The 25,435-nt window shown below is 55.9% G+C and carries 25 protein-coding genes and 1 tRNA gene; 16 read left to right on the top strand and 10 right to left on the bottom strand.

Annotation, left to right across the window (positions count from 1 at the left end):
• Positions 1-66: 66 nt before the first annotated feature.
• A complete protein-coding gene (gene gcvP, locus ACJTMZ_RS10215; protein ID WP_062938553.1) occupies positions 67-2,940 on the top strand; it encodes an aminomethyl-transferring glycine dehydrogenase in 2,874 nt (957 codons plus the stop codon).
• A 70-nt stretch (positions 2,941-3,010) separates the two neighbouring features.
• A complete protein-coding gene (locus tag ACJTMZ_RS10210; RefSeq protein ID WP_015571798.1) occupies positions 3,011-3,754 on the top strand; it encodes an SDR family oxidoreductase in 744 nt (247 codons plus the stop codon).
• Positions 3,755-3,756: 2 nt separating this feature from the next.
• Here ACJTMZ_RS10210 and ACJTMZ_RS10205 read toward each other — a convergent pair whose 3' ends face one another.
• From ACJTMZ_RS10205 to ACJTMZ_RS10180, 6 genes are all read right to left on the bottom strand, one after another.
• Positions 3,757-4,257, bottom strand: coding sequence for a protein disulfide oxidoreductase (locus ACJTMZ_RS10205; protein ID WP_017382895.1), 501 nt, complete (start codon positions 4,255-4,257; stop codon positions 3,757-3,759).
• Entirely contained in the window at positions 4,247-4,849 is a 603-nt protein-coding gene (locus tag ACJTMZ_RS10200; RefSeq protein WP_032669266.1) for a DsbA family protein, read from the bottom strand. The genes ACJTMZ_RS10205 and ACJTMZ_RS10200 overlap by 11 nt, the downstream gene beginning before the upstream one ends.
• Position 4,850: 1 nt before the next feature.
• Positions 4,851-6,860, bottom strand: coding sequence for a protein-disulfide reductase DsbD (locus tag ACJTMZ_RS10195; RefSeq protein ID WP_045141944.1), 2,010 nt, complete (start codon positions 6,858-6,860; stop codon positions 4,851-4,853).
• 48 nt (positions 6,861-6,908) lie between these two features.
• Positions 6,909-7,268 carry a hypothetical protein gene (locus ACJTMZ_RS10190; protein ID WP_032660255.1) on the bottom strand — a complete coding sequence of 120 codons (360 nt, stop codon included), beginning with the start codon at positions 7,266-7,268 and terminating at the stop codon, positions 6,909-6,911.
• 124 nt (positions 7,269-7,392) lie between these two features.
• Positions 7,393-8,826, bottom strand: coding sequence for a 6-phospho-beta-glucosidase BglA (gene bglA / locus ACJTMZ_RS10185; protein WP_017382891.1), 1,434 nt, complete (start codon positions 8,824-8,826; stop codon positions 7,393-7,395).
• A gap of 116 nt (positions 8,827-8,942) precedes the next feature.
• Positions 8,943-9,674, bottom strand: coding sequence for a MurR/RpiR family transcriptional regulator (locus tag ACJTMZ_RS10180; RefSeq protein WP_015571796.1), 732 nt, complete (start codon positions 9,672-9,674; stop codon positions 8,943-8,945).
• A gap of 266 nt (positions 9,675-9,940) precedes the next feature.
• On the opposite strand from ACJTMZ_RS10180, the gene ACJTMZ_RS10175 reads away from it, so the two are divergent.
• A complete protein-coding gene (locus ACJTMZ_RS10175) occupies positions 9,941-10,600 on the top strand; it encodes a PAQR family membrane homeostasis protein TrhA (RefSeq protein ID WP_003863433.1) in 660 nt (219 codons plus the stop codon).
• Positions 10,601-10,711: 111 nt separating this feature from the next.
• Here the strand turns inward: ACJTMZ_RS10175 and ygfZ are convergent, their stop codons facing one another.
• Positions 10,712-11,692, bottom strand: coding sequence for a tRNA-modifying protein YgfZ (ygfZ, locus tag ACJTMZ_RS10170; protein WP_017692714.1), 981 nt, complete (start codon positions 11,690-11,692; stop codon positions 10,712-10,714).
• Positions 11,693-11,986: 294 nt separating this feature from the next.
• Here ygfZ and sdhE point away from each other — a divergent pair, with 294 nt between their 5' ends.
• Both sdhE and ACJTMZ_RS10160 read left to right on the top strand, forming a co-directional pair.
• The gene (gene sdhE, locus ACJTMZ_RS10165) at positions 11,987-12,253 is read left to right on the top strand and encodes an FAD assembly factor SdhE (protein WP_003863437.1); all 267 of its coding nucleotides are present in this window, start codon (positions 11,987-11,989) and stop codon (positions 12,251-12,253) included.
• The gene (locus ACJTMZ_RS10160) at positions 12,234-12,644 is read left to right on the top strand and encodes a protein YgfX (RefSeq protein WP_023295382.1); all 411 of its coding nucleotides are present in this window, start codon (positions 12,234-12,236) and stop codon (positions 12,642-12,644) included. Before sdhE ends, ACJTMZ_RS10160 begins: the two co-directional genes overlap by 20 nt.
• 1 nt (position 12,645) lies before the next feature.
• Here the strand turns inward: ACJTMZ_RS10160 and fldB are convergent, their stop codons facing one another.
• A complete protein-coding gene (gene fldB, locus ACJTMZ_RS10155; RefSeq protein ID WP_015571793.1) occupies positions 12,646-13,167 on the bottom strand; it encodes a flavodoxin FldB in 522 nt (173 codons plus the stop codon).
• Positions 13,168-13,268: 101 nt separating this feature from the next.
• On the opposite strand from fldB, the gene xerD reads away from it, so the two are divergent.
• The 5 genes from xerD (at position 13,269) to lysS (ending at position 19,362) form a co-directional block, all read left to right on the top strand.
• On the top strand, positions 13,269-14,165 hold the full coding sequence (gene xerD, locus ACJTMZ_RS10150) for a site-specific tyrosine recombinase XerD (protein WP_003863442.1): 897 nt from the start codon (positions 13,269-13,271) through the stop codon (positions 14,163-14,165).
• Between the two features lie 28 nt (positions 14,166-14,193).
• Positions 14,194-14,907: a bifunctional protein-disulfide isomerase/oxidoreductase DsbC gene (gene dsbC / locus ACJTMZ_RS10145; RefSeq protein ID WP_033487627.1), complete on the top strand. Its 714-nt coding sequence runs from the start codon at positions 14,194-14,196 to the stop codon at positions 14,905-14,907.
• Between the two features lie 5 nt (positions 14,908-14,912).
• Positions 14,913-16,646 carry a single-stranded-DNA-specific exonuclease RecJ gene (recJ, locus tag ACJTMZ_RS10140; protein WP_017382886.1) on the top strand — a complete coding sequence of 578 codons (1,734 nt, stop codon included), beginning with the start codon at positions 14,913-14,915 and terminating at the stop codon, positions 16,644-16,646.
• A gap of 90 nt (positions 16,647-16,736) precedes the next feature.
• Positions 16,737-17,835 (top strand): peptide chain release factor 2 gene (prfB, locus tag ACJTMZ_RS10135; RefSeq protein ID WP_096147815.1). Its coding sequence is split into 2 segments (ribosomal slippage): positions 16,737-16,811 and positions 16,813-17,835, totalling 1,098 coding nucleotides; the frame shifts between segments, so codons are not numbered across the junction.
• Positions 17,836-17,844: 9 nt separating this feature from the next.
• Positions 17,845-19,362 (top strand): lysine--tRNA ligase, encoded by a 1,518-nt coding sequence (lysS, locus tag ACJTMZ_RS10130; protein WP_003863452.1) that lies wholly within the window; start codon positions 17,845-17,847, stop codon positions 19,360-19,362.
• Positions 19,363-19,410: 48 nt separating this feature from the next.
• On the opposite strand, the gene idi is transcribed toward lysS, so the two are convergent.
• Entirely contained in the window at positions 19,411-19,953 is a 543-nt protein-coding gene (gene idi, locus ACJTMZ_RS10125; protein ID WP_003863454.1) for an isopentenyl-diphosphate Delta-isomerase, read from the bottom strand.
• Positions 19,954-20,116: 163 nt separating this feature from the next.
• On the opposite strand from idi, the gene actS reads away from it, so the two are divergent.
• A complete protein-coding gene (actS, locus tag ACJTMZ_RS10120) occupies positions 20,117-20,857 on the top strand; it encodes an amidase activator ActS (RefSeq protein WP_047733994.1) in 741 nt (246 codons plus the stop codon).
• A gap of 80 nt (positions 20,858-20,937) precedes the next feature.
• A tRNA-Gly gene (locus ACJTMZ_RS10115) sits at positions 20,938-21,011 on the top strand.
• A 251-nt stretch (positions 21,012-21,262) separates the two neighbouring features.
• Here the strand turns inward: ACJTMZ_RS10115 and ACJTMZ_RS10110 are convergent.
• Complete coding sequence (locus ACJTMZ_RS10110; protein WP_017382883.1) at positions 21,263-21,688, bottom strand: hypothetical protein; 426 nt, start codon at positions 21,686-21,688, stop codon at positions 21,263-21,265.
• 511 nt (positions 21,689-22,199) lie between these two features.
• Here ACJTMZ_RS10110 and ACJTMZ_RS10105 point away from each other — a divergent pair.
• The 4 genes from ACJTMZ_RS10105 (at position 22,200) to ACJTMZ_RS10090 (ending at position 25,362) form a co-directional block, all read left to right on the top strand.
• Complete coding sequence (locus tag ACJTMZ_RS10105) at positions 22,200-22,343, top strand: hypothetical protein (protein ID WP_015571788.1); 144 nt, start codon at positions 22,200-22,202, stop codon at positions 22,341-22,343.
• 259 nt (positions 22,344-22,602) lie between these two features.
• On the top strand, positions 22,603-23,271 hold the full coding sequence (locus tag ACJTMZ_RS10100) for an isochorismatase family protein (protein ID WP_047057538.1): 669 nt from the start codon (positions 22,603-22,605) through the stop codon (positions 23,269-23,271).
• Positions 23,272-23,493: 222 nt separating this feature from the next.
• The gene (locus tag ACJTMZ_RS10095; protein WP_086524034.1) at positions 23,494-24,669 is read left to right on the top strand and encodes an OmpP1/FadL family transporter; all 1,176 of its coding nucleotides are present in this window, start codon (positions 23,494-23,496) and stop codon (positions 24,667-24,669) included.
• Between the two features lie 63 nt (positions 24,670-24,732).
• Positions 24,733-25,362, top strand: coding sequence for a winged helix-turn-helix transcriptional regulator (locus ACJTMZ_RS10090; protein ID WP_047057541.1), 630 nt, complete (start codon positions 24,733-24,735; stop codon positions 25,360-25,362).
• Positions 25,363-25,435 lie beyond the last annotated feature (73 nt).

Here is a 25,435-nt window from a genome sequence, read left to right as displayed (position 1 = left end):
CCCCAACCCTCTCCCTTAGGGAGAGGGAGAAAACACATTCACTGCACGTTTCAGGAACCATCGCTCATGACACAGACTTTAAGCCAGCTTGAAAACCGTGGCGCCTTCATTGAACGTCACATTGGGCCGGATGCTCAGCAACAGCAGGAGATGCTGAAGACAGTTGGCGCGGATTCATTAAACGCACTGATCGGCCAGATCGTGCCAAAAGACATCCAGCTTGCTACGCCGCCGCAGGTAGGCGAGTCCACGACGGAGTTCGCCGCGCTGGCGGAGCTGAAGGCCATCGCCGGCCTTAACAAGCGCTATAAGTCTTATATCGGCATGGGCTACACCAACGTGCAGTTACCGCCGGTGATCCTGCGTAATATGCTGGAAAACCCGGGCTGGTACACCGCTTACACCCCATATCAGCCAGAAGTCTCCCAGGGCCGTCTGGAAGCGCTGCTGAACTTCCAGCAGGTGACGCTGGATCTGACTGGTATGGATATCGCCTCTGCCTCGCTGCTGGACGAAGCCACCGCCGCCGCCGAAGCGATGGCGATGGCGAAGCGCGTGAGCAAGCTGAAAAACGCCAACCGCTTCTTCGTCGCGGCGGACGTGCATCCCCAGACGCTGGACGTGGTGCGCACCCGTGCGGAAACCTTCGGCTTTGAGGTGATTGTCGACGACGCTGAAAAAGTGCTGGATCACCAGGACGTCTTCGGCGTGCTGTTGCAGCAGGTGGGCACCACCGGGGAAGTGCACGACTACGGCGCACTGATCGCCGAGCTGAAATCCCGTAAGGTTATTGTTAGCGTCGCCGCTGATTTTATGGCGCTGGTGCTGCTGACGGCGCCAGGCAAACAGGGCGCGGATATTGTCTTCGGCTCAGCTCAGCGTTTCGGCGTGCCGATGGGCTACGGCGGCCCGCACGCGGCGTTCTTTGGCGCGAAAGATGAATTTAAACGTTCCATGCCAGGCCGTATTATCGGCGTATCGAAAGATGCCGCCGGTAACACCGCGCTGCGCATGGCGATGCAGACCCGCGAGCAGCATATCCGCCGCGAGAAAGCGAACTCCAACATCTGTACCTCGCAGGTGCTGCTGGCTAACATTGCCAGCCTGTACGCGGTGTTCCACGGTCCGGCTGGCCTGAAACGTATTGCCAGCCGCATCCACCGTCTGGCCGATATCCTGGCCTGCGGTCTGCAACAGAAAGGTCTCAGACTGCGTCATGAACACTATTTCGATACCCTGTGCGTCGAGGTGGCAGACAAAGCGGCCGTGCTGGCGCGCGCCGAGGCAGCGCAAATCAACCTGCGCAGCGACATTCACAATGCGGTCGGCATTACGCTGGACGAAAGCACCACCCGTGACGATATCCTGACCCTGTTCAACGTATTGCTGGGTGACGCACACGGTCTGGACGTTGATACGCTCGACAAAGAGGTTGCGCTCGACAGCCGCTCCATTCAGGAAAGCATGCTGCGCGACGACGCGATCCTGACTCACCCGGTGTTCAACCGCTATCACAGCGAAACCGAGATGATGCGTTACATGCACTCTCTGGAACGTAAAGATCTGGCGCTAAACCAGGCGATGATCCCGCTGGGCTCCTGCACCATGAAGCTGAACGCCGCGGCTGAGATGATCCCAATTACCTGGCCTGAATTCTCTGAGCTGCACCCGTTCTGCCCGGCTGAGCAGGCGGAAGGGTATCACATGATGATCAACCAGCTCTCCGACTGGCTGGTGAAGCTGACCGGGTACGACGCGCTCTGCATGCAGCCGAACTCCGGTGCGCAGGGTGAATACGCTGGTCTGCTGGCGATCCGTCACTATCACGAAAGCCGCAACGAAGGCCACCGTGATATCTGCCTGATCCCAAGCTCTGCCCACGGTACCAACCCGGCTTCTGCCCAGATGGCAGGAATGGAAGTGGTGGTTGTGGCGTGCGACAAAAACGGCAACATCGATCTGGCCGACCTGCGCGCCAAAGCCGAGCAGGCGGGCGACAAACTCTCCTGCATCATGGTGACCTACCCGTCCACCCACGGCGTGTACGAAGAAACTATCCGTGAAGTGTGTGAAGTGGTGCATAAGTTCGGCGGCCAGGTTTACCTCGACGGCGCAAACATGAACGCCCAGGTGGGCATCACCTCTCCGGGCTTTATTGGCGCGGATGTGTCGCACCTGAACCTGCATAAAACGTTCTGCATTCCGCACGGCGGTGGCGGCCCGGGCATGGGCCCAATCGGCGTGAAGGCGCACCTGGCACCGTTTGTGCCGGGCCACAGCGTGGTGCAGATTGAAGGCATGCTGACCCGTCAGGGCGCGGTCTCCGCGGCACCGTTCGGCAGCGCCTCTATCCTGCCAATCAGCTGGATGTACATCCGCATGATGGGCGCGGAAGGGCTGAAGCAGGCCAGCCAGGTGGCGATCCTCAACGCCAACTACATCGCAACGCGTCTGAAGGACGCCTATCCGGTGCTCTATACCGGCCGCGACGGTCGCGTGGCGCACGAATGCATCCTCGATATTCGTCCTCTGAAAGAAGAGACGGGCATCAGCGAGCTGGATATTGCCAAGCGCCTGATCGACTACGGCTTCCACGCGCCAACCATGTCCTTCCCGGTTGCGGGAACGCTGATGGTTGAGCCGACCGAATCTGAAAGCAAGGTGGAACTGGATCGCTTTATCGACGCCATGCTGGCGATCCGCAGCGAAATCGACCGCGTGAAAGGCGGCGAGTGGACGCTGGAAGATAACCCGCTGGTGAACGCGCCGCATACCCAGAACGAACTGGTGGCAGAGTGGAACCACGGTTATACCCGCGAGCTGGCTGTCTTCCCGGCAGGTGTGGCAAACAAATACTGGCCAACCGTGAAACGTCTTGATGATGTTTACGGCGACCGTAACCTGTTCTGCTCCTGCGTGCCGATGAGCGAATACCAGTAACGTTGTTCCTGTAGTAACGTAGGCCGGGTAAGGCGAAGCCGCTACCCGGCTTTTTTATTGGGAGAAAAGAATGGCAATTGCACTGGTCACCGGCGCCAGCCGGGGTATTGGTAAAGCCACCGCGCTACAGCTGGCAAGCGAAGGCTACACCGTTGCGGTGAATTTTCATCACAACATCAAAGCCGCGACGGACGTCATTAATCAGATCGTGGACGCGGGCGGTAAAGCCTTTGCCGTACGCGCGGACATCAGCGATGAAGCGCAGGTGATGGCGATGTTCGACAGCATCGATCGCGAAGGTGAGCCGCTCGCCGCGCTGGTGAACAACGCCGGGATTTTGTTTGAACAATCCACCATCGAAAACCTCTCCGCTGAACGTATTAACCGCGTGCTGGCTACCAACGTCACCGGCTATTTTCTCTGCTGCCGTGAAGCGGTTAAGCGCATGTCGCATAAACACGGCGGCAAGGGCGGCGCGATTGTGAATGTCTCCTCGGCGGCATCACGGCTGGGCGCGCCGGGGGAATATGTGGATTATGCCGCCTCAAAAGGGGCGGTGGATTCCCTGACCACCGGCCTCGCGCTGGAGGTGGCGGCGCAGGGCATTCGCGTTAACGGCGTGCGGCCAGGCCTGATTTATACCGATATTCACGCCTCCGGCGGCGAGCCGGGGCGTGTGGATCGGGTGAAGTCGATGTTACCGATGCAGCGTGGCGGTCAGCCGGAGGAGGTCGCCCAGGCCATTGTCTGGCTGCTGAGCGACAAAGCCTCCTATGTCACCGGTAGCTTCCTGGAGCTGGCTGGCGGGAAGTAACGCTACGACGCCAGCCACAGCCGCAGGCGCATTCCCCAGCCGCTGGTCCAGCCGGTGGTGATCGACTTCACCTCACCGTGAGAGATCACCACCAGCGTTGGCGTAACCTTAACGTCCCACTCACGCGCCAGTTCTCCGCTGGCGTCGTTGACCGTGGGCATCGTCGCCTTCTTCTTCCTCATCCAGGTTTCGAGCGTCGCGTTATCGCCCGAGCGCAGCGCAACCGACATCACGTTACCCCCGTCCGCGGCAAGCGCCGCCACCGACGGCGTGGTGTAGCGGCAGACGCCGCACCATGTCGCCCAGACGTAGACCAGCAGCGGTCGCTCCTTACTCATGGCGATAAGATCGACGGGCTGGCCGTCGAGGGTGTGCAGTGCCGTCGCGGAGAAATTCTGCGGCAGCGCGGGCTGGCGGAAATAGTCCACCGCCAGGCTCACGGCTACGCCAATCAGCAGCCATACGCCCAGCTCGCGCAGCAGGCGCGGAAGCTTACTTGCCACGGGCGTTTGCCAGCTGTTCTTTGACCAGCCCCTCCAGGTCGTCATACGGAATTGCGCCCGCCACCATCTGGTCGCCGATAATGGTCGCCGGGGTACCCTGAATATTCAGCACCTGCGCCAGGATGAGGTTCATCTTTAGGCTGTCCATGGTTTTATCATCCTTTTTAATGCTGTCCGTTCCGGTCTTTACCTTCGCGGCGGCGATGCTGGCGTCATCGTGATAGCCCTTTTTCATCATCAGCCGCTGGTGGAGCGCCCAGAATTTATCCGGCGCCTGCTGCCACGTTGAGAGTGCCGCTTTCGCGGCATTTACCGAGCTTTGTCCCTTGAACGGCAGCAGTTTGACGATGAGCTGCACGTCGGGATTTTCCTGCACGATTTTCTCAAGCATTGGGTCGAACTGCTTGCAATACGGGCAGTTGTAGTCAGTGAAGGAGACGATGGTCAGCTTCGGCGATGTCGCGCCGGTTCGCGGGCTGTTGGGGTCGTTAAACAGCAGTTTTGCCAGCTGGTCGCTGGAAGCGTCATCAGAAGGTGCGGCGAAACCGAACGTTGATAACGACAGCAGAAGTAAGGCAACGAAGGCTCTCATGTTATTTTCCTTTTGCATCGGACAGGGTGCTCAGCACCGCTTCGCGGCTTAACAACGCAGGCAGCACGTGGCCCTGCGGTAATCCCGGTCCGTAGATCTGGTTAAACGGCACGGCGGCGCTGCCGCGCGTGGTTAAGAACTGGCTGATGGTATCTGAGGGGCGGCTCCAGTCGCCGCGCAGGGCGACAACGTCCGGGGCGGAGAGCGCATCCTGCACGTCGTCGCGCAGCAGCACGTTGTATTTATTGGCTTTACAGGTCACGCACCAGTCGGCGGTCACGTCGACGAACACCCGTTTGTTCTCCGCCAGCGCGCGGGCAATGGCCTGCTCGCTGAGCGGCTGCCAGTGAATACGATCGCGGCGGGAACCCTCGCCGCCGGAACCGGATACAAACGCGACCGCCCCGGCCACCACTACAGCTAATACCCCGGCGCGCAGTGCCGTTTGCCAGCGGTAGCGCCAGGCGGTGACCAGCAGCAGCGTAAGGATCAGGAACACGCCCAGCGTGATGACGGGCAGGCTGCCAATGTGCACCGTCAGCAGGCTCAGCAGCCACAGCGATGAGCCGAGCATCATCATCCCCAGCACTACGCGTACGACGTTCATCCAGCGTCCCGGACGCGGCAACCGCTGGGCCAGCCCCGGCCAGGCCGCCACCAGCAGCCACGGCAGGCTCATGCCGATACCCATCGCCAGGAAGATCCCCCACAGCAGGGGAAGCGGCGCCGCCAGCGCGACCGAGACCGCCGTACCCAGGAACGGCGCGGTGCAGGGCGTCGCCAGCAGCGTGGCAAACGCGCCTTGCCAGAAATGACCCGCAAGCCCGTTGCCGCCGCGCGTGGCGAGGAAGGTGCTGGCGCCGGAAGGGAGACGGATTTCAAACAACCCCAGCAGGCTGGCGCTGAAAAGCACCATCACCAGCGCCATCGCGCCAATAAACCACGGATTCTGGAACTGGATCCCCCAGCCGAGCGCCTGATTGCCTAAGCGTAAAACCGTCATCATCAGCGCCAGCGCGAGGAACGAGATCACGATCCCGGCTACCGACGCAAGAAACTGTCGGCGTACCTGACTCCGCGCCTGCCGTTCGGTTTGCATCAGCGTGCCTAGCTTCATGGCCAGCACGGGCAGTACGCAGGGCATGACGTTAAGGATCAGACCGCCCGCCAGCGCCATCAGCAGCACCCAGCCTAACGAGAGCGTCGGCGCGGCGTTCCCCGGCTGAATGCTCAGGCTGGACTCCTGTGCCTGCCCGCTATCGGCCAGAACCAGCGACAGGGTTTTGCCGCTGAGGTTGGGCGCGGCCTCGCCCCAGCTGTCCGTCACGGGCACGGTGGCGACCAGCGAGTCACCGCGCACGGTGAGGGCCGGTTTGCCGAAATCAACATCATCCATACCGTCGATAAACAGGGACGGCGCCTGCCAGCCTGCGTCACGCTGCGCCGTTACGGTCAGCTTGCCGGGGGCATAGGTGGCGTTAAGCGTTGAGGTCAACCCGCCGCTGAGCGGAAGGGTGCCCATGGCCCGACTGAAATCGTAATCAAAACCGGCGCCTGCGGATGCGGTCATGTTCAGCGAAAACGGGTAGTCGGTAAGAATACAGACGTTGCTACAGGTGGAGAGCGTCAGTACGCCGCTCAGGATCTTCGGGACGTCGCCCCGCAGAGTGATGGGAAAGCTGACATCGCCGTGGTAGCCCTGCGTGGTGATGCCCGCGACGTCGAAACGCTGCGGCACAGGCCAGCGCCAGATCGCCTCGACGGGCTGATGCCATTTAATCGCGGGGGCGACGCCGCCTTCGCCCGGCGAGCGCCAGTAGGTTTTCCAGCCTTTTTGCAGGGCGACGTCCAGCAGCAGGCGGGTTTCGCCAGTGCTTTCGGGTTGCGCACGCAGCCTGACGCTGGCGTGCTGATTATCGGCGGCGCGCAGCCAGCCGCTGTCGGCAGCCTGGCTGAGGGGCAGCCATAGCCAAAGCAGGCAGACCAGCAGTCGCCTGAATACAGTAAACATAAATTTTCTCCGTAAATGATGAATTAACCTGAAGTAACAGGCGAAGGCTCATTCACGGAAGACGCATAATCGCAGATGCACCCTTAACCGGGGCGGGGAGATAACGCGGGGAGGCCACTGCCGTTCGCGGCGCGGTGGACTGGCTGCCAGCAACGCCAGCAGCAGGGTGACGGCAATCAGGGCGCCTTCAAATAAAACAGGCGGGACCGACATCAGCGACTTGGCGCTAAGCTCACACGGGGTTACCGGTGCGTCGGCACTCTCCTGTCCCTGCTGGACAGACTGGCTCGTGGTGGTGACGTTCATGACAAGCGCGTGCATCCCGGCCATCCGCTGGGCGGTGCATATCAGCACCACCAGGCAGGCCAGGGCTACAAGCAGGATAGCGTTGCGTTGTCGCTTGATCATGTTCGCCTCAAATATTCAGGACGCCTATATTATCGGGCGAACATATTTTGGCAACGCAAAAGCTGTAAAGAAGTGTCTGGAAGATAAGCGGTTTGCCCTCTCCGCTTGCAGAGAGGGCGAGCCATTACAGCGTTTCGCCGTTGCTGGCAATGACGGTTTTATACCACTCAAAGCTCTTCTTACGGGAGCGGGACATGTCACCGGTACCGTCGTCGTGCTTGTTGACGTAGATAAAGCCGTAGCGCTTACTGTACTGGCCGGTGGTGAAGGAGACGCAGTCGATGCAGCCCCACGGCGTGTAGCCCATCAGATCCACGCCATCCCAGGTCACCGCCTTCATCATCTCTTCCACGTGGGCGCGCAGGTAGTCGATACGATAGTCATCGTTGATGCTGCCGTCCTCTTCCACGGTGTCGTAGGCGCCGAAACCATTTTCCACGATAAACAGCGGCTTCTGATAACGCTCGTACAGTTCACACAGCGAATAGCGCAGGCCTACCGGATCAATCTGCCAGCCCCAGTCGGACGCCTTGACGTGTGGGTTCGGCACGCTGCCCTCGAAGCCGGAAATGGCGTCACCGGTACCGCCTTCCGCTTTGACCGCGTTGGTCATGTAGTAGCTGAAACCTAAGTAATCGCAGGTGCCTTCACGCAGGATCTGCTCGTCGCCCGCTTCCATTTTGATGGAGAAGCCACGGCGTTCCCACTCGTTCAGCACGTAAGACGGGTAGTAGCCGCGCAGCTGTACGTCGGTAAAGACGTAGCGCTCGCGCATGGATTCCTGAGCGAACATGACATCTTCTGGTTTGCAGGAGTACGGATAGAGCGCCACCATCGCCAGCATGCAGCCGACTTTCATTTCCGGGTTAATGCGGCGTGCGGCTTTCACCGCCAGCGCGCTGGCCACGAACTGGTGGTGCAGCACCTGGTACATGGTCTCTTCCGGGTTGTCGTGCTCGGTATAGACCACGCCAGAGCAGCAGTAGCCGAACAGCGGCGCACGCCAGTTGCGCTGGTTGTTGATTTCGTTGAAGGTCATCCAGTATTTGACCTTATTTTTGTAGCGCTCAAATACCACTTCCGAGAAGCGCACAAAGAAATCGACCACTTTACGGTTGGTCCATCCGCCATATTCCTGAACGAGGTGCAGCGGCATTTCAAAGTGGGAGAGGGTGATCACCGGCTCGATGTTGTACTTCAGCAGTTCATCGAACATGTCGTCGTAAAACTTCAGCCCCTCTTCATTTGGCTGAGTTTCGTCGCCTTTCGGGAAGATGCGCGTCCAGGCGATGGAGGTACGGAAACATTTGAAGCCCATCTCGGCAAACAGCCTGATGTCTTCTTTGTAATGGCCGTAGAAGTCGACGGCTTCGTGGTTGGGGTAATATTTGCCTTCAATCACTTCCTGCGTGATTTCTCGCGGAACGCCGTGTGCGCCGCCGGTGAGCACGTCGCAGATGCTTGGCCCTTTGCCGCCTTTGTTCCAGCCGCCTTCAACCTGGTGCGCCGCTACCGCGCCGCCCCATAAAAAATCTTTCGGTAAGGTGAGTTTTTTCATCTTTGCTATTCTCAATTCAGGACTTATTGATTTCGAGTCTAGCAAAGCGGAATTAAATGTCACGATATAACATTTTGCGGAAATTGTAATTTGTCACATCAAAAAAACAGGATGTTTTATTCTGTTAATTTCTTCGCCAGTTTCCGGCCTAATGATTCCAGAATATAGATGACGGGAATTTGCGTGGTGATATCGTAAACGCCGCCAATGCGCGTTTGCGGTACGTGCCAGGAGAGGTTAAAGTCCGCCAGCTTTGCGAGACGTGAATGTTCGTGGCTGGTGACTGAGAGCACCTTGCAGTGGTGCAGGCTGAACTGGCTGGCGAAGCGCAGGATCTCCTCGGTCTCGCCGGAGACGGAGAGTACAATGGCCAGCGCATTTTTAGCCATGTCGTTAGTGACCGGGAAATAAGGATCGTCGATATGGTTACTGAATTTCCCGATATTTGAAAAGAAACGTGCGCCATATTTTGCCAGCGATCCGGAGGTGCCCGCACCGACAAAAATAATTCGTTCAGATGATAAAATAATATCGACCGCGTTATCTAATAGCGCATCAAACTCTTCGTTATTTACGCTTTTAAAGAAGCTGATAATTTCACTGGCACCAAAATTCGCCTGCTGCGGCTCGTTCTGCTCCAGATAGAGTTTAAAGCGCACCCGAAATTCCGAGTAGCCATCGCAGTTAAGCTTGCGGCAGAAGCGCAGGATGGTAGTAGTGGAAACGCCCGCCGCATCCGCCAGCTCGCGGATGGTCATGTACATCACTTTATCGCGGTTCTTAATGACATAGTTGTAGACCATCATTTCCAGATTGTTGAGGCTGGCAATGGCGGAATGGCTGAACATACTCACAATGGCTAAACTCGCTGTCGGACACTATTCCTGAAGCATACCATGATGACGAAGGGCGGGAGACGGATTTATCTCCTTGATTACTTAGATGTTAATGAAATCATTTACACCTGTGCGGTGGATTGTTTTTATATTATGCTGATTTTTAAGGATAAATCTTGAGTGTGGATTTATTTTAGCTAACAGGTGTTCACTGGAATCATTCTCAGTTAGCATAGACTGGCGATGAATAATCATCTTTTGTTTTCCCGGAGTTAAGTATGGTGAGCAGACCATTAATCGCACAGGGATATTCGCTGGCTGAGGAAGTAGCCAACAGTATAAGCCACGGCATTGGCCTGGTTTTTGGGATTGTCGGCTTAGTGTTATTGCTGGTACAGGCAGTGGATACCAACGCCAGCGCGATGGCCATTACCAGCTACAGTCTGTATGGCGGGAGTATGATCCTGCTTTTCCTGGCCTCAACGCTGTATCACGCTATTCCGCATCAACGGGCGAAGATATGGCTCAAGAAATTTGACCACTGCGCTATCTATCTTCTTATTGCGGGTACCTATACGCCGTTTTTGCTGGTGGGGCTCAACTCACCGCTGTCGCGTGGCCTGATGATTGTGATCTGGAGCCTGGCGCTGCTGGGGATCCTGTTTAAGCTGACTATTGCGCACCGGTTTAAAGTGTTGTCGCTGGTTACCTATCTGACAATGGGCTGGCTGTCGCTGATTGTGGTGTATCAGTTAGCCATTAAGCTGGCGGTGGGGGGCGTGACGCTTCTGGCGGTGGGCGGGGTGGTCTACTCGCTGGGCGTTATTTTCTACGTCTGCAAGCGTATTCCGTACAACCATGCCATCTGGCACGGCTTTGTGCTGGGCGGCAGCGTGTGCCACTTCCTGGCAATTTATCTGTATGTTGGGCAGGTGTAGTTTTTTTGTAAGGTGCGGTCTGATGCCCTCACCCCGACCCTCTCCCACAGGGAGAGGGAGAATATCAACACCGTAGGCCCGGTAAACGCAGCGCCACCGGGCGATACAGCATCAATCTTCCAGAGAATACGGTAGCGGCTCAATGCTGAGCGTGTTTGCATCATCCCGCACGCGGAACACGCTGTCGGGCTCCATATCATTATTCATGACAACCTGCACCAGCAGGCGGCCATCATCGAGCTGGACGGCGGCTAACACGGTGCCGGTACGGCGCCAGTTTTCGCCCATCTTCATCTCAAGATCTTCACCCGCTTCCGGCACACGGCTGGCGTGACCAGCCAGTGTCCACAGGGCGCGTTTGTTCGCGCCGCGGAATTTCGCACGCGCCACCATTTCCTGACCGGTGTAGCAGCCCTTCTTAAAGCTGATACCACCCAGCGCCTGGATGTTTGTCGCCTGCGGGATAAACTGCGCGCTGTTTGCCGCGTCAATCACCGGCAGGCCCGCTTCGATGTTCAGCGCCAGCCACTGCTGGCTGTTGTTGAGCTGTGCTTCACCGCGCAGGGCGTCAGTGACGCGTTCCGCCGTTGCTTCGTCGGTTACCAGCAGGAAGCGCTCCGCCGGGTGTTCGAACCACAGAATGGAGGTCGCTCCCTCGCTGACCAGCTGTTTTTTAGCATCCGGCAGCTCGGCAAACAGGTTTTTCAGCGCTGCACGCGCCTGGAAACCCGCGACCCCCAGCAGAACGTGTTCATCGTCCGGGGCGATGGTGACTTTAGAAAAGACCGCGTATTTTTTCAGCTCTTTAAGCTGGGCGTCACGCAGGCTGCGGCGCTCAATAAAGGCGAATCCGTCCTGACGGCGGAACAGACGCAGGTTGCTCCACATTTTGCCTTTTGGATCGCAATGCGCGGCCAGCAGATGCTGGTGCTCAGTCAACTGCGCCACGTCCGCCGTGACCTGACCTTGCAGGTATTTTTCACTGTCCGCACCAGTCAGTGTCGCCAGTGCCCAGTCATCAAGAGTAATCAGCGTCAGCGGCAGACGCGCAGAGGCGGCGGGCTGGCGAGGAGAAAATGGTGTAAATGCCATAGTGATGTCCTGAATTGCTTAACGCTTTGATAATACCTAATGGTAAAAGAGACTGTATTCAATGCAAGCGCTTTCAGCAGGCCATTCGTGCCATTACGCGGTTATGCGTGGCGCTACGCAAAATAGTGTAATCCGCTGTCTTTATAAGGATTATTCAGGGAGCCTGCTCGAGGTTCGCAATATTCCAGTAAAGAAACGGTCAAAAACACGTTACACTAGCAGGTGTTCCCGGAGAGCAATAATGAATACCAAACGGGATACCGACTGTGCCAAACGTAATGCAGGAAACAGAACATGGATATTAACAACAAGGCCCGTATTCACTGGGCGTGCCGTCGCGGCATGCGTGAACTTGATATCTCCATCATGCCTTTCTTCGAGTATGAGTACGACAGCTTAAGCGATGACGATAAGCGCCTGTTTGTCCGTCTGCTTGAGTCTGACGATCCGGATTTATTCAACTGGCTGATGAATCACGGCAAGCCCGCCGACACCGAGTTGCAACGGATGGTGCAATTAATTCAAACACGGAATCAGGAACGTGGTCCTGTGGCAATCTGATCTTCGCGTCTCCTGGCGCTCACAGTGGATGTCCTTACTGCTCCACGGTCTGGTGGCGGCACTGGTGTTATTGGTGCCGTGGCCGCTTAGCTATACCCCTCTGTGGTTGCTATTGCTGTCGTTTGTGGTGTTTGACAGCGTGCGCAGCCAGCGTCGAATCAACGCCCGTCAGGGTGAAATTAAGCTGCTGATGGATTCTCGCCTGCGCTGGCAGGGAAAAGAGTGGGAGATGATGGGCGCGCCGTGGATGCTTAACACCGGGATGATGCTACGGCTGCGTCGGGTCGAGGATAACCGTCGCCAGCACCTGTGGCTGGCCGCAGACAGTATGGATCCCGCGGAGTGGCGAGATCTGCGCCGGTTGATCGTGCAACAGCCGACGCAGGAGTAAATCAGCTGAACTGCTCGGCCATCTCACCCAGAATCTGCTCGCACCAGCTCTGGAGGCGCTCGTCGCTAAGATCGTACTGGTTGGTTTCATCCAGCGCGAGCCCGACAAACAGCTGACCGTCGGCAATAATCGGTTTTTGACTGGTGAACTCATAGCCTTCCGTAGGCCAGTAGCCGATAAAGGTCGCGCCCTTTGGCGCCAGTTTGTCGTGCAGCATGCCGAGTGCGTCAAGGAACCACTCCCCGTAGCCCAACTGGTCGCCCATGCCGTACATCGCAATGATTTTGCCTTCAAAATTGACTGAATCGAGCTGATCCCAGATGGCTTCCCAGTCTTCCTGAATCTCACCAAAGTCCCAGGTAGGGATACCCAGAATGAGCACATCGTACTGCTCCATCAAGGCAACCGCGTCATCTTTCAGGTTATGCAGCGTCACCAGTTCCGGGCCAATGATGTCACGAATTTTCTCCGCCGCCATTTCGGTGTAGCAGGTGCTGGAACCATAGAACAGACCAATATTCATCGCGTAACTATCTCAATTCTTGCTATGACTTTGCGCGTAGTGTACCAGAAACCGATGGCAATCAGGCATAATGGCCAGATTGCAGAACCAAAGGGGCTGATGTGGAAAAGGATCTCGCACTCATCGAACAGTTTCTCGACGCGCTGTGGCTGGAGAAAAACCTCGCTGAAAATACGCTCAGCGCCTATCGTCGGGATCTCACGCTGCTGGTCGAGTGGCTGGCGCATCGTGGGCTGACGCTTGAAAGCGCGCAAAGCGATGACCTGCAAGGGTTACTGGCCGAGCGGATGGAAGGGGGGTACAAAGCCACCAGCTCCGCACGTCTGCTGAGCGCCATGCGCCGCCTGTTCCAGCACCTGTACCGCGAGAAGATCCGCGCGGATGACCCCAGCGCACTGCTGGCATCGCCTAAACTGCCTCAGCGGCTGCCAAAAGATCTCAGCGAAGCACAAGTTGAGAGATTATTACAGTCGCCCGCAGTTGACCTTCCGCTGGAGTTACGCGATAAAGCCATGCTTGAACTATTGTATGCCACGGGCTTGCGCGTTTCCGAGCTGGTGGGCCTGACGATGAGCGATATCAGCCTGCGTCAGGGCGTGGTGCGCGTTATCGGTAAAGGGAACAAAGAACGGCTGGTGCCGCTGGGTGAAGAGGCGGTCTACTGGCTGGAGACGTATCTGGAACACGGGCGTCCGTGGCTGCTGAACGGCGTCTCCATCGATGTATTGTTCCCGAGCCAGCGCGCGCAGCAGATGACGCGACAAACGTTCTGGCATCGCATTAAACATTACGCCACACTGGCGGGTATTGACAGTGAGAAGCTGTCGCCGCACGTTTTGCGTCACGCCTTCGCGACGCATCTGTTAAACCACGGCGCTGATTTACGCGTGGTGCAGATGTTGCTTGGACACAGCGATCTTTCAACGACGCAAATATACACCCATGTCGCGACGGAACGCCTGCGGCAGCTACACCAACAGCACCACCCTCGCGCGTGAGTGCCGACGAATTGTTACAGGAACAAATATGAAAAAGTCTTTAGCGCTGTTCACCCTGCTGGCAGCTTCGATTTCCGGTATTGCCCATGCGGACGATGCCGCCATTAAACAGTCTCTGACGAAACTCGGCGTCGCCAGCAGCGAGATCCAGCCAGCGCCGGTGGCTGGCATGAAAACGGTGCTGACCAACAGCGGCGTGCTGTACGTGACCGAAGACGGCAAGCACATCATTCAGGGGCCTATGTACGACGTGAGCGGCGCGCAGCCGGTGAACGTCACTAACCAGCTGCTGATGAAAAACCTGAACGCGCTCGAAAAAGAGATGATTGTCTACAAAGCGGCGCAGGAAAAGCACGTTATTACCGTCTTCACCGACATCACCTGCGGCTACTGCCACAAGCTGCATGAAGAGATGAAAGACTACAACGCGCTGGGCATTACCGTGCGTTACCTGGCTTTCCCACGCGCCGGCGTGCAGAGCCAGCCTGAGCAGGATATGAAAGCGATCTGGTGTGCGAAAGACCGCAACAAGGCCTTTGATGACGCGATGAACGGCAAAGGCGTGAAGCCCGCGTCCTGCGATATCGACATCGCTAACCACTACGCGCTGGGCGTACAGTTTGGCGTGAGCGGTACGCCAGCCATTGTGCTGAGTAACGGCTACGTGGTACCGGGCTACCAGGGGCCAAAAGAGATGAAAGCGTTCCTCGACGAGCACCAGAAACAGATGGGTGGTAAATAATTCGCGTGAAAGCCCCGATAAAACTGCGCCGCCGCGATGCGGGTGAAACCGCGGATTTACCAGACACGCTTCCGCTGCTGTTAAAGCGGCTGTACGCCAGCCGTGGCGTGCGTACGGCAAGCGATCTTGAGCGCAGCGTCAAAGGCATGCTGCCCTGGCAAGCGCTGAGTGGCATCGAAAAAGCGACTGAAATGCTCTACGACGCGTTCCGGGAAGGCACGCGGATTGTCGTGGTGGGCGATTTCGATGCCGACGGCGCAACCAGTACCGCGCTGAGCGTGCTCAGCCTGCGTGCGCTGGGCTGCGATAATGTGACTTACCTGGTGCCGAACCGGTTTGAAGACGGCTACGGCCTCAGCCCGGAAGTGGTCGATCAGGCCCACGCCCGTGGCGCACAGATGATCATGACCGTGGATAACGGGATCTCTTCTCATGCGGGGGTCGATCATGCCCATGCGCTGGGGATCCCGGTACTGGTCACCGATCACCACCTGCCAGGCGAAACTCTGCCTGCCGCCGAAGCCATCATTAACCCGAACCTGCGCGACTGCGATTTCCCGTCGAAATCGCTGGCCGGAGTAGGGGTGGCGTTTTATCTGATGCTGGCGTTACGCACGCTGCTGCGAGATAAGGGCTGGTTCGAATCGCGCGGGATTGCCGTGCCGAACCTCGCGGAGTATCTCGATCTGGTGGCGCTGGGAACCGTGGCGGACGTGGTGCCGCTCGATACCAATAACCGTATTCTTACCTGGCAGGGCTTAAGCCGCATTCGGGCAGGTAAATGCCGTCCGGGGATTAAGGCGCTGCTGGAAATTGCCAACCGCGATCCGCTGAAGCTTGCGGCAAGCGATTTAGGCTTTGCCCTCGGCCCGCGCCTGAACGCGGCGGGGCGGCTGGATGATATGTCGGTTGGCGTTGCGCTGCTGCTGTGCGACAACATCGGCGAAGCGCGCGTGCTGGCCAGTGAGCTGGACGCACTCAACCAGACCCGTAAAGAGATTGAGCAGGGCATGCAGGCCGAAGCGCTGACCCTGTGCGAAAAGCTGGAGCGCAGCGGCGATACCCTGCCGGGCGGGCTGGCGATGTATCACCCCGAATGGCACCAGGGCGTGGTGGGCATTCTGGCGTCGCGCATTAAAGAGCGTTTCCACCGCCCGGTGATCGCGTTCGCCCCCGCCGGGGACGGCACGCTGAAAGGCTCCGGTCGTTCCATTCAGGGTCTGCATATGCGCGATGCGCTGGAGCGTCTGGATACGCTGCATCCGAACCTGATGATTAAGTTCGGCGGTCACGCGATGGCGGCAGGCCTGTCGCTGGAAGAGGCGAAGTTCGACGAATTCCAGCGTCTGTTTGGCGAACTGGTCACCGAGTGGATCGATCCGGCTCTGTTGCAGGGTGAAGTGGTTTCTGACGGTGAGCTTTCACCGGCTGAAATGACCATGGAAGTGGCGCAGATGCTGCGCGATGCTGGCCCGTGGGGGCAGATGTTCCCGGAGCCGCTTTTCGACGGACGTTTTCGTTTGCTGCAACAGCGCATCGTGGGCGAACGCCATCTCAAAGTGATGGTGGAACCGGTCGGCGGCGGACCGCTGCTCGATGGCATCGCCTTTAACGTTGATACCTCCATCTGGCCGGACAACGGCGTGCGCGAGGTTGAGCTGGCCTATAAGCTGGATATTAACGAGTTCCGCGGTAACCGCTCCCTTCAGATCATCATCGACAATATCTGGCCAATTTAGCGTCAGTAATCTCTATAAAAAAGGGCGTGGATTCGGTACAATCCCGCTCTTATCACCGCATTTTGACAAGCTCATAAAAGAAAACAGACCATGTTTGAAATTAATCCGGTAAAAAACCGCATTCAGGACCTCACGGAGCGCTCTGACGTTCTTAGGGGGTATCTTTGACTACGATGCCAAGAAAGAGCGTCTCGAAGAAGTAAACGCCGAGCTGGAACAGCCGGATGTCTGGAACGAACCTGAGCGCGCTCAGGCGCTGGGTAAAGAGCGTTCCTCCCTCGAAGCCATCGTAGATACGCTGGATCAAATGGCGCAGGGTCTGGAAGATGTTTCTGGGCTGCTGGAGCTGGCTGTCGAAGCCGACGACGAAGAAACCTTTAACGAAGCCGTGGCAGAGCTCGACGTGCTGGAAGAGAAGCTGGCGCAGCTGGAATTCCGTCGCATGTTCTCCGGCGAATACGATAGCGCTGACTGCTATCTCGATATTCAGGCAGGTTCTGGCGGTACCGAAGCGCAGGACTGGGCGAGCATGCTGATGCGCATGTACCTGCGCTGGGCGGAAGCGCGCGGTTTCAAAACCGAGATTATCGAAGAGTCCGAAGGTGAAGTGGCGGGTATCAAATCCGTCACCATCAAGATTATTGGCGATTACGCCTACGGCTGGCTGCGTACTGAAACCGGCGTTCACCGCCTGGTGCGTAAGAGCCCGTTCGATTCCGGCGGCCGTCGTCACACCTCCTTCAGCTCCGCGTTTGTCTACCCGGAAGTGGATGAAGATATCGATATCGACATCAACCCGGCGGACCTGCGTATCGACGTTTACCGCGCATCCGGCGCGGGTGGTCAGCACGTTAACCGTACGGAATCTGCGGTGCGTATTACCCACATTCCAACCGGGCTGGTAACACAGTGCCAGAACGACCGTTCCCAGCATAAGAACAAAGACCAGGCCATGAAGCAGATGAAAGCGAAGCTTTATGAGCTGGAGATGCAGAAGAAAAATGCTGAGAAGCAGGCGATGGAAGACAACAAGTCCGATATCGGCTGGGGCAGCCAGATCCGTTCTTACGTCCTTGATGACTCCCGCATCAAAGACCTGCGTACCGGGGTTGAAACCCGCAACACGCAGGCGGTGCTGGACGGCAGCCTGGACCAATTTATCGAAGCAAGTTTGAAAGCAGGGTTATGAGGAACCAACATGTCTGAACAACAAGCACAGGGCGCTGACGCGGTAGTCGATCTTAACAACGAACTGAAAACCCGCCGCGAGAAGCTGGCAGCGCTGCGCGAGCAGGGCGTGCCGTTCCCGAACGATTTTCGTCGTGACCACACCTCAGACCAACTGCACGCAGACTTCGACGGTAAAGAGAACGAAGAGTTGGAAGCGCTGAACGTTGAAGTGTCCGTGGCGGGCCGCATGATGACCCGTCGTATCATGGGTAAAGCGTCCTTCGTGACCTTACAGGACGTTGGCGGCCGCATTCAGCTGTACGTCTCTCGTGACGACCTGCCGGAAGGCATCTACAACGAGCAGTTCAAAAAGTGGGACCTGGGCGATATCCTGGGCGCGAAAGGTAAACTGTTCAAAACCAAGACCGGTGAACTGTCTATCCACTGCACCGAACTGCGTCTGCTGACCAAAGCCCTGCGCCCGCTGCCGGACAAGTTCCACGGTTTACAGGATCAGGAAGCGCGCTATCGTCAGCGTTACCTGGATCTCATCTCTAACGATGAATCCCGTAAGACCTTCAAAATTCGCTCCCAGATCATGGCCGGTATTCGCCAGTTCATGGTTAACCGCGACTTTATGGAAGTAGAAACCCCGATGATGCAGGTGATCCCAGGCGGTGCCTCTGCCCGTCCGTTCATCACCCATCACAACGCCCTGGACCTGGACATGTACCTGCGTATCGCGCCGGAACTGTATCTGAAGCGTCTGGTGGTCGGCGGTTTCGACCGTGTGTTTGAGATCAACCGTAACTTCCGTAACGAAGGTATCTCCGTACGTCATAACCCAGAGTTCACCATGATGGAACTCTATATGGCGTATGCGGATTACAAAGATCTGATCGAGCTGACCGAATCCCTGTTCCGCACCCTGGCGCAGGACATTCTGGGCACCACCCAGGTGCCTTACGGTGAAGAGGTGTTCGACTTCGGCAAGCCGTTCGAAAAACTGACCATGCGCGAAGCGATCAAGAAATACCGTCCGGAAACCAACATGGCGGATCTGGATAACTTCGACTCTGCGAAAGCGATCGCTGAAAGCATCGGTATCAAGGTTGAGAAGAGCTGGGGCCTGGGTCGTATCGTGACCGAAATCTTCGAAGAAGTGGCCGAAGCGCACCTGATTCAGCCGACCTTCATCACCGAATACCCGGCGGAGGTGTCTCCCCTGGCGCGTCGTAATGACGAGAACCCGGAAATCACTGACCGCTTCGAATTCTTCATCGGTGGCCGCGAAATCGGTAACGGCTTTAGCGAGCTGAACGATGCAGAAGATCAGGCGCAGCGCTTCCAGGATCAGGTTAACGCGAAAGCGGCAGGCGACGACGAAGCGATGTTCTTCGACGAAGACTACGTGACCGCGCTGGAGCACGGCCTGCCGCCGACGGCTGGCCTGGGTATTGGTATCGACCGTATGGTGATGCTGTTCACCAACAGCCACACCATCCGCGACGTGATCCTGTTCCCGGCGATGCGTCCGGTGAAATAAGCCTTTAAGACGTAAAAAAAGCCCCGTGCGTTTATCGCCGGGGCTTTTTTATTGCGCCGCGAAGGCGCTGAGTTTTTCACGCGCGGTGTTCGCTTCCTGCACCATCCACGGGCTAAATGCCCACGGTGTGGCGTCCAGCGCGCGGAATAGCGCGTCCAGCTCCACCCACTGATACTCCATTACTTCATCGTCATTGATTGCGAGGGTATTCGTTACGCGGGCGGCATAGACCGGGCAGATTTCGTTTTCAACGATCCCTGACGGGTCGGCTTCACGGTAGCGGAACTCCGGGGCAATGGGGGTGATGTCTGTGATTTCGGCGCCGACTTCAAAGCGGCAGCGGCGGATAATCGCCTGCTCTGTCGCTTCGTCGGCCTGTGGATGGCCGCAAACGGAGTTGGTCCATACGCCGGGCCAGGCTTTTTTACTTAATGCGCGCCGGGTGATCAGACATTCTCCATTAGCGTTAAACAGCCATGAAGAGAAGGCCAGGTGTAGCGGGGTGTGTGACGTGTGCGCGGCGTACTTCTCCTGAGTGCCAATCACCTTTCCCTGGTCATTTACCAAAATAACGTGTTCTTGAATACTCATTGATGCTCCAGTGCCAAAATGCTTAATGGTTCAGCACCATCAGCGGAATTATTATACTGCATTCTTATGCGAACGGTTTGGCCCACAGAGCGGAAAAGGGCATGACCGGCATCAGTTTGGGCTGCTATCATAGTGCGCCATTCACGCTGACCGAGGAGCTGTTTTGTTTGCAGGAAGCCTGACGAGAAACCCGATCATTGCCGTTTTCTGCCTGACGCTGACGCTACTTGTAGCAGGATGCTCGGGGAGTAAATCTTCGGATATGGGCAGTTATTCCGGTGCAGTCTATACCGTTAAGCGCGGGGACACGCTCTACCGCATCTCACGCGCCACGGGAACCAGCGTGAAGGAGCTGGCGCGCCTGAATAATATCTCTCCACCGTATACTATTGAGGTAGGGCAGAAGCTCAAGGTTAACGGCGGTTCCTCCTCAGGGAAAAAGTCCTCAACGCGTAAAACAGCCAAAGTCACGCCATCCTATCAGGTGCCTAAATCATCCTGGCCGCCGGTCGGTCAGCGCTGCTGGATCTGGCCTGCAAGCGGAAAAGTGGTTGCGCCGTACTCGCTCTCGGAAGGTGGCAATAAAGGTATTGATATCGCTGCCGCACGCGGCACACCGGTATACGCTTCAGGGGCCGGGAAGGTGGTCTATGTCGGTAACCAGCTTCGTGGATACGGTAACCTGATCATGATTAAGCATGGTGAGGACTACATTACGGCGTATGCGCATAACGACACGATGTTGGTCAATAACGGGCAGAACGTGAAGGCGGGGCAGAAGATTGCGACCATGGGCAGTACCGGGACGGATATGGTTAAGCTGCACTTCCAGATCCGCTATAAGGCCACGGCCATCGATCCGCAGCGTTATCTTCCGGCGCAGGGCAGTAAGCCGAAGTGCTAAGTGATTATTTAATCGCCACTTAGTGGGGGAAAGGCTTGTATGAAGAGGCGTAAGGTCTATAATGCCTTACGCACCTCAAAGCGGGCGTAGTTCAATGGTAGAACGAGAGCTTCCCAAGCTCTATACGAGGGTTCGATTCCCTTCGCCCGCTCCAGAATTTCCCCAAGAAGAACCGTTCAAAAACTCTCTTTATTTCAGTAGGTTGCTCAGTAGCGCTGACTAACTTGTTTAGGCGTTATGTCCTGTAGAGCATTGACGTCCTCCCTGCACACGAAATGCAGGTAACCCTCTGACAGTCTTATGAAATCGCTGTGCTACGCTTGTCTTCTAACCTCTAAGGGGCTTAATGGTTTCTGTTGTCTAAAACCAGAAGAGAAAGAGCCAGCGTGGCAGCTGGCTATGTTTTTAGTATGGTGATGCGGTTAAATAGACAGGGACGGAGTAGATCGAGCCACCTGCCAGATAATCCGCAGGGCTGTGAAAGGTGTAAATGGTTCCCTTCACGGAAAGGTAGATCGCATTATTCTCGACCTTCTTCAATGCATCTTTGTCCGTGGTGATCATGAAAGGCTGGTGATCGTTCTCCAGACTCGCCATAAACGCTTTATCATCTTTGGTTACATCATAGAGATAGAAACGGTAGGAAAAGCCTGTGGTGGCTCCTGCACTCGCTTCTGTGATGTAAAGATTAGCCAGATTGTTAACTTTCGCCTTCTTAATAATCACTTGCTCAAGTGGTGAAAAGTGCAGCAAGTTGTATATCCCATAGGCGACAACAGCCAACAGGATCAGAAGTAGATACCGCTTCTTAAAAACCTGTGCGTTTTGCATAGTCGATACCCGCTCTTATCCAGTACTGGTCGTTAGGATCATCACCGTAAGGCGTTGAGCCAAACCAATCACCAAAAGCCGGATCCGTTGTTCCTGCGCGGCTTTGCGTTAAGCAATAGGTAAGCTGGAATAGCCATTTTCACTTTTTCCTCATGCTGTTATAAAAAAAACCATAGAGAAAGTGTACCTATATGTGAGAGGGCAATAAACGATTAAATCTAACAAAATCATTAATTTAAATGTGATTAAATTTGAGTTAAGTTAAACTAAAGGGAAGGTAGGCATTGCACCCTCTCGATTATTGCAAAGCCCGTATGTAATCTGGCAAGGCTTTCAATTGGCTATCTTTCATCGCCGGAACAGGAATACCCCTATCAGTCTTTCCTGTACTGGCGTACCTGCTTCCCCCTTTCGTTCATTGTTATGATCGGTTGTCGGCATAACACGCTAAGTTGCACATTTCCTGTACCCTGGATACCCTGAGATTAATCCTAATAACTCAAGGGTGAGTATGGCTACCGGGAAGAGAAAGAACCAAAAGGAATCACCTGAAGAAGAGTTAGATCGCTTGCTGGATGAGCTTGAACTCACAGAGGAGCAACGGGAGTTTATCGAATCCATGCGGGAGGATAAGGGCGATCCCAGTAGTGAGTAACGCTTGCCTTCAGCCGAACGAATACGAATGGCCGTATAACGGCATTGTAAAGATCTTTTCTCCTCACGAGGGCTTTCCGTCAGCGTCGATGGCTCAGCGTACCGTGCCAGAAATTGTCCTGAAATGATGCGGTATTCAGACCGGATCGGACTACTATTCATTATGATTTATCAATGCATTATACCCTGACCATGTGCATGTAAAATCGCGGAGCCGGGAGAGTTGACGGCAATGTAAAAGAAATCATGAGGAAAGAAATATGGCTGCTACAAACGGTATGATTGATACTGATGACGCTGTAATTTTACTCATCGACCATCAGAGTGGCTTATTTAACACGGTACGTGATGTGCCTGTACCAGACCTTCGTAATTATGTGACAGCGATAGCCAAAGTTGCCACGCTTTTAAATATCCCGGTGATCACCACGGCCTCTGTTCCTGACGGTCCCAATGGCCCGCTCATCCCGGAAATTCACAAATATGCACCCCATGCCGTGTATGTTCCACGCACCGGGCAGATTAATACCTGGGATAATCCGGCGTTTGTGAAGGAAGTGGAAAAGACGGGCAGAAAGACCCTGATTATTGCCGGCACGCTCACCAGCGTCTGCATGGCGTTCCCTGCGGTTAGCGCTGTCCAGGAGGGGTATAAGGTTTACTGTGTTGTGGATGCCTCGGGGAACTGGTCCAAAATCGCGACCGATACCACCATCGCGCGCGTGGCTCAGGCGGGAGCGATCCCTACCGATACGTTTGCCATTGTCGCTGAATTAATGAGAACCTGGAACCGCGCGGAAGGTTCTCGCTTTGCTGCGATCCTGGCAGAGCATGTCTGTCCGGAATATAAGTGCCTGATTGAAAGTTTCGGCAAAGCTCAGGAAATTGCCAGAACGGGCCCGGAAACCAATCTGGAGCATTATAAGTAAGGCCGGATAAACCTGAACAAAATTCCTGGATTTTATCGTCCTGTACCTGAGCGTATTACAGGTGCAGGACGTAGCGGCGTCGTATTCCGGACGTCGCTGAATTGTCAGAGATATTAAGAGGGGCTGAACCGCGCATAATTTAAAATTAAACCCTCTTCCTTTTTACGTCATCAGGCGCCCCTGTTATATCTGTCGGCAAATTTTTTATTTCCCGGATCGCAGATGAAAACACGACTCCTCCTGTGCGCGGGCTTATTTGCCGCCTCCAGTGCCCATGCCAGCGCCCTCTATTTTTATGAAGCCGGCACCGAAGATACCGCGCTTGCCGGAGCAGGGCAGGCGGCTCGTGCGCAGGACGCCTCGACAATCATGACCAACCCTGCTGGCATGACGCGCCTGCCGGATCATATGGTCACCGGTGGGTTACAGGTTATGGATGGCTCCATCGACAACCAGCTGGATAACCATGCCCATCAAAGCCCCGGCGACGTGATGAAAACCATCCCGAATGCCAGCGCCTTTTATAGCCAGAAGATAAACGATGATCTTTATGCCGGGATCGGGCTTTACGGTAATTACGGTCTGGGGATCGATTACGGTAGCTGGGCGGGCGACAGGCTGATTAAAAAGAGTACCCTGGTTGCAATGACGCTCAGTCCGTCACTGGCATACAAGCTCAACGACCTACTCTCAATAGGGGCGTCCGCCAACGTTAATTACGGTTATTTCTCGCTGACCCGCAACGTTAATGATAATGACTATCGGCAGCATGATGAGGACTGGGCCATGAGCTATCGGCTTGGGCTACTCATGCAACTGACCGACCAGACGCGAGCCGGTATTACATGGAACAGCGAGACGAACTATCGCTACTCTGTTAACGGCAAAGCTCGAGTACAGAATGGTGCCTACGACCTCCCGGTGTCGGCACAAATCAGCGCGCCGCAGCAAATCATGCTCAGTCTTGTGCATGATATTAACCCTCGGTGGTCGGTTATGGGCGATCTCGGCTGGCAGGACTGGAGCCAGTTCGGTGCTCCGCAAATCGTCGTTGGGGATCGGCAACTGAACAACGTCAGCCGCCTGAAGGATACATGGCACGGCGCGGTGGGCGTGCAGTATCGTCCAACACCTCAGTGGCGACTGAATACCGGTGTGGCGTTCGACAGCTCTCCGTATGAGAGTCAGAGTGATGTGGCCTTAACTTTACCCACCGGGGATGAGTGGCGATTTGGCACGGGAGCCCAGTATCAGATCACCCCGGCCAGCAATATTGGTATTGCCGTGTCGTATCTTCATATGCAGTCGTCGCATGTGAAATCCCCGACGGCGTTTGCCGGAAGTTACGATCATCCTTATCTTTGGTTTGCCAGCGTCAACTACAGCTATCAGTTTTGATCGGCTAACCGCTTAAAATATATGGTCTATAATGGCAGATATTGAATGTCAGAAGGTTGTACCATGCATATTTTACCGCCTGTTCGACCCGAAAAATCCATCGAAAGACTGACCGCCATCCTTGAGCCGTTAGCGGAGAAAGTGCACGTTGTTCCGCGTAAGCGACTCACCTGGTTACGGAAGGGGAAACAGCAGATGTACCTCTTTCTGGAAGGAGAGCTGTCCCTGCTGCGGGCTTCGGATGGACTGGTGGTAGTGACCGTTTACGAGCCGCATTTGTTTGGTATTGCAGAGATGATCCAGCCTACGCAGGGGCACCTTCTCCGTGCTGAAAGAGAGTCGACTATTTTACGTCTCGATGCGGACAAGGCGGCTGAGTTGTTTCGTGCCGAGGGCGTCTGGGAGGATGTCGCCGCGCTGCTCTCATACCATACGGCCTATTTAATATTCCGTGATGCCCAGGTACTCCAGCAGCGTACCTATTCCGTTATTCGTAACCACCTTCAGGAAATGATTTTGCTCCCGGAAGAGACGCGTTTGCGTACCACGATTCTGGAATATATCCAGGATCGTACTCTGCTCTCTCGCAGCAGTATACTCAATGTATTATCTGCCCTTAAGCAGGGGGAATATATCGCCTTTAAGCGCGGTGGATATCTGCTTGAGGTCAGACATTTACCCGAGTCATTCTAGCTGAAGTTTAAAATTAAACAGAAATGCAATTAACGCTACCGTTAATTTTCTATATCGTTTGCTTTCTCAGATT

Source organism: Enterobacter sp. DN, assembly GCF_046054285.1.
In the GTDB taxonomy this organism is placed as follows: Bacteria; Pseudomonadota; Gammaproteobacteria; order Enterobacterales; family Enterobacteriaceae; genus Enterobacter; species Enterobacter hormaechei_C.
Note: the sequence above shows the minus strand (reverse complement) of the source record. Positions and strands in the feature narration are given on the sequence as shown.

What these genes read in the sequence shown, in the direction of transcription:
- gcvP (WP_062938553.1), top strand. Translation starts at nt 67, where the DNA reads ATGACACAGACTTTAAGCCAGCTTGAAAACCGTGGCGCCTTCATTGAA.
- ACJTMZ_RS10210 (WP_015571798.1), top strand. Translation starts at nt 3,011, where the DNA reads ATGGCAATTGCACTGGTCACCGGCGCCAGCCGGGGTATTGGTAAAGCC.
- ACJTMZ_RS10200 (WP_032669266.1), bottom strand. Translation starts at nt 4,849, where the DNA reads ATGAGAGCCTTCGTTGCCTTACTTCTGCTGTCGTTATCAACGTTCGGT.
- ACJTMZ_RS10195 (WP_045141944.1), bottom strand. Translation starts at nt 6,860, where the DNA reads ATGTTTACTGTATTCAGGCGACTGCTGGTCTGCCTGCTTTGGCTATGG.
- ACJTMZ_RS10190 (WP_032660255.1), bottom strand. Translation starts at nt 7,268, where the DNA reads ATGATCAAGCGACAACGCAACGCTATCCTGCTTGTAGCCCTGGCCTGC.
- bglA (WP_017382891.1), bottom strand. Translation starts at nt 8,826, where the DNA reads ATGAAAAAACTCACCTTACCGAAAGATTTTTTATGGGGCGGCGCGGTA.
- ACJTMZ_RS10180 (WP_015571796.1), bottom strand. Translation starts at nt 9,674, where the DNA reads ATGTTCAGCCATTCCGCCATTGCCAGCCTCAACAATCTGGAAATGATG.
- ACJTMZ_RS10175 (WP_003863433.1), top strand. Translation starts at nt 9,941, where the DNA reads ATGGTGAGCAGACCATTAATCGCACAGGGATATTCGCTGGCTGAGGAA.
- ygfZ (WP_017692714.1), bottom strand. Translation starts at nt 11,692, where the DNA reads ATGGCATTTACACCATTTTCTCCTCGCCAGCCCGCCGCCTCTGCGCGT.
- sdhE (WP_003863437.1), top strand. Translation starts at nt 11,987, where the DNA reads ATGGATATTAACAACAAGGCCCGTATTCACTGGGCGTGCCGTCGCGGC.
- fldB (WP_015571793.1), bottom strand. Translation starts at nt 13,167, where the DNA reads ATGAATATTGGTCTGTTCTATGGTTCCAGCACCTGCTACACCGAAATG.
- dsbC (WP_033487627.1), top strand. Translation starts at nt 14,194, where the DNA reads ATGAAAAAGTCTTTAGCGCTGTTCACCCTGCTGGCAGCTTCGATTTCC.
- lysS (WP_003863452.1), top strand. Translation starts at nt 17,845, where the DNA reads ATGTCTGAACAACAAGCACAGGGCGCTGACGCGGTAGTCGATCTTAAC.
- idi (WP_003863454.1), bottom strand. Translation starts at nt 19,953, where the DNA reads ATGAGTATTCAAGAACACGTTATTTTGGTAAATGACCAGGGAAAGGTG.
- ACJTMZ_RS10110 (WP_017382883.1), bottom strand. Translation starts at nt 21,688, where the DNA reads ATGCAAAACGCACAGGTTTTTAAGAAGCGGTATCTACTTCTGATCCTG.
- ACJTMZ_RS10105 (WP_015571788.1), top strand. Translation starts at nt 22,200, where the DNA reads ATGGCTACCGGGAAGAGAAAGAACCAAAAGGAATCACCTGAAGAAGAG.
- ACJTMZ_RS10100 (WP_047057538.1), top strand. Translation starts at nt 22,603, where the DNA reads ATGGCTGCTACAAACGGTATGATTGATACTGATGACGCTGTAATTTTA.
- ACJTMZ_RS10095 (WP_086524034.1), top strand. Translation starts at nt 23,494, where the DNA reads ATGAAAACACGACTCCTCCTGTGCGCGGGCTTATTTGCCGCCTCCAGT.
- ACJTMZ_RS10090 (WP_047057541.1), top strand. Translation starts at nt 24,733, where the DNA reads ATGCATATTTTACCGCCTGTTCGACCCGAAAAATCCATCGAAAGACTG.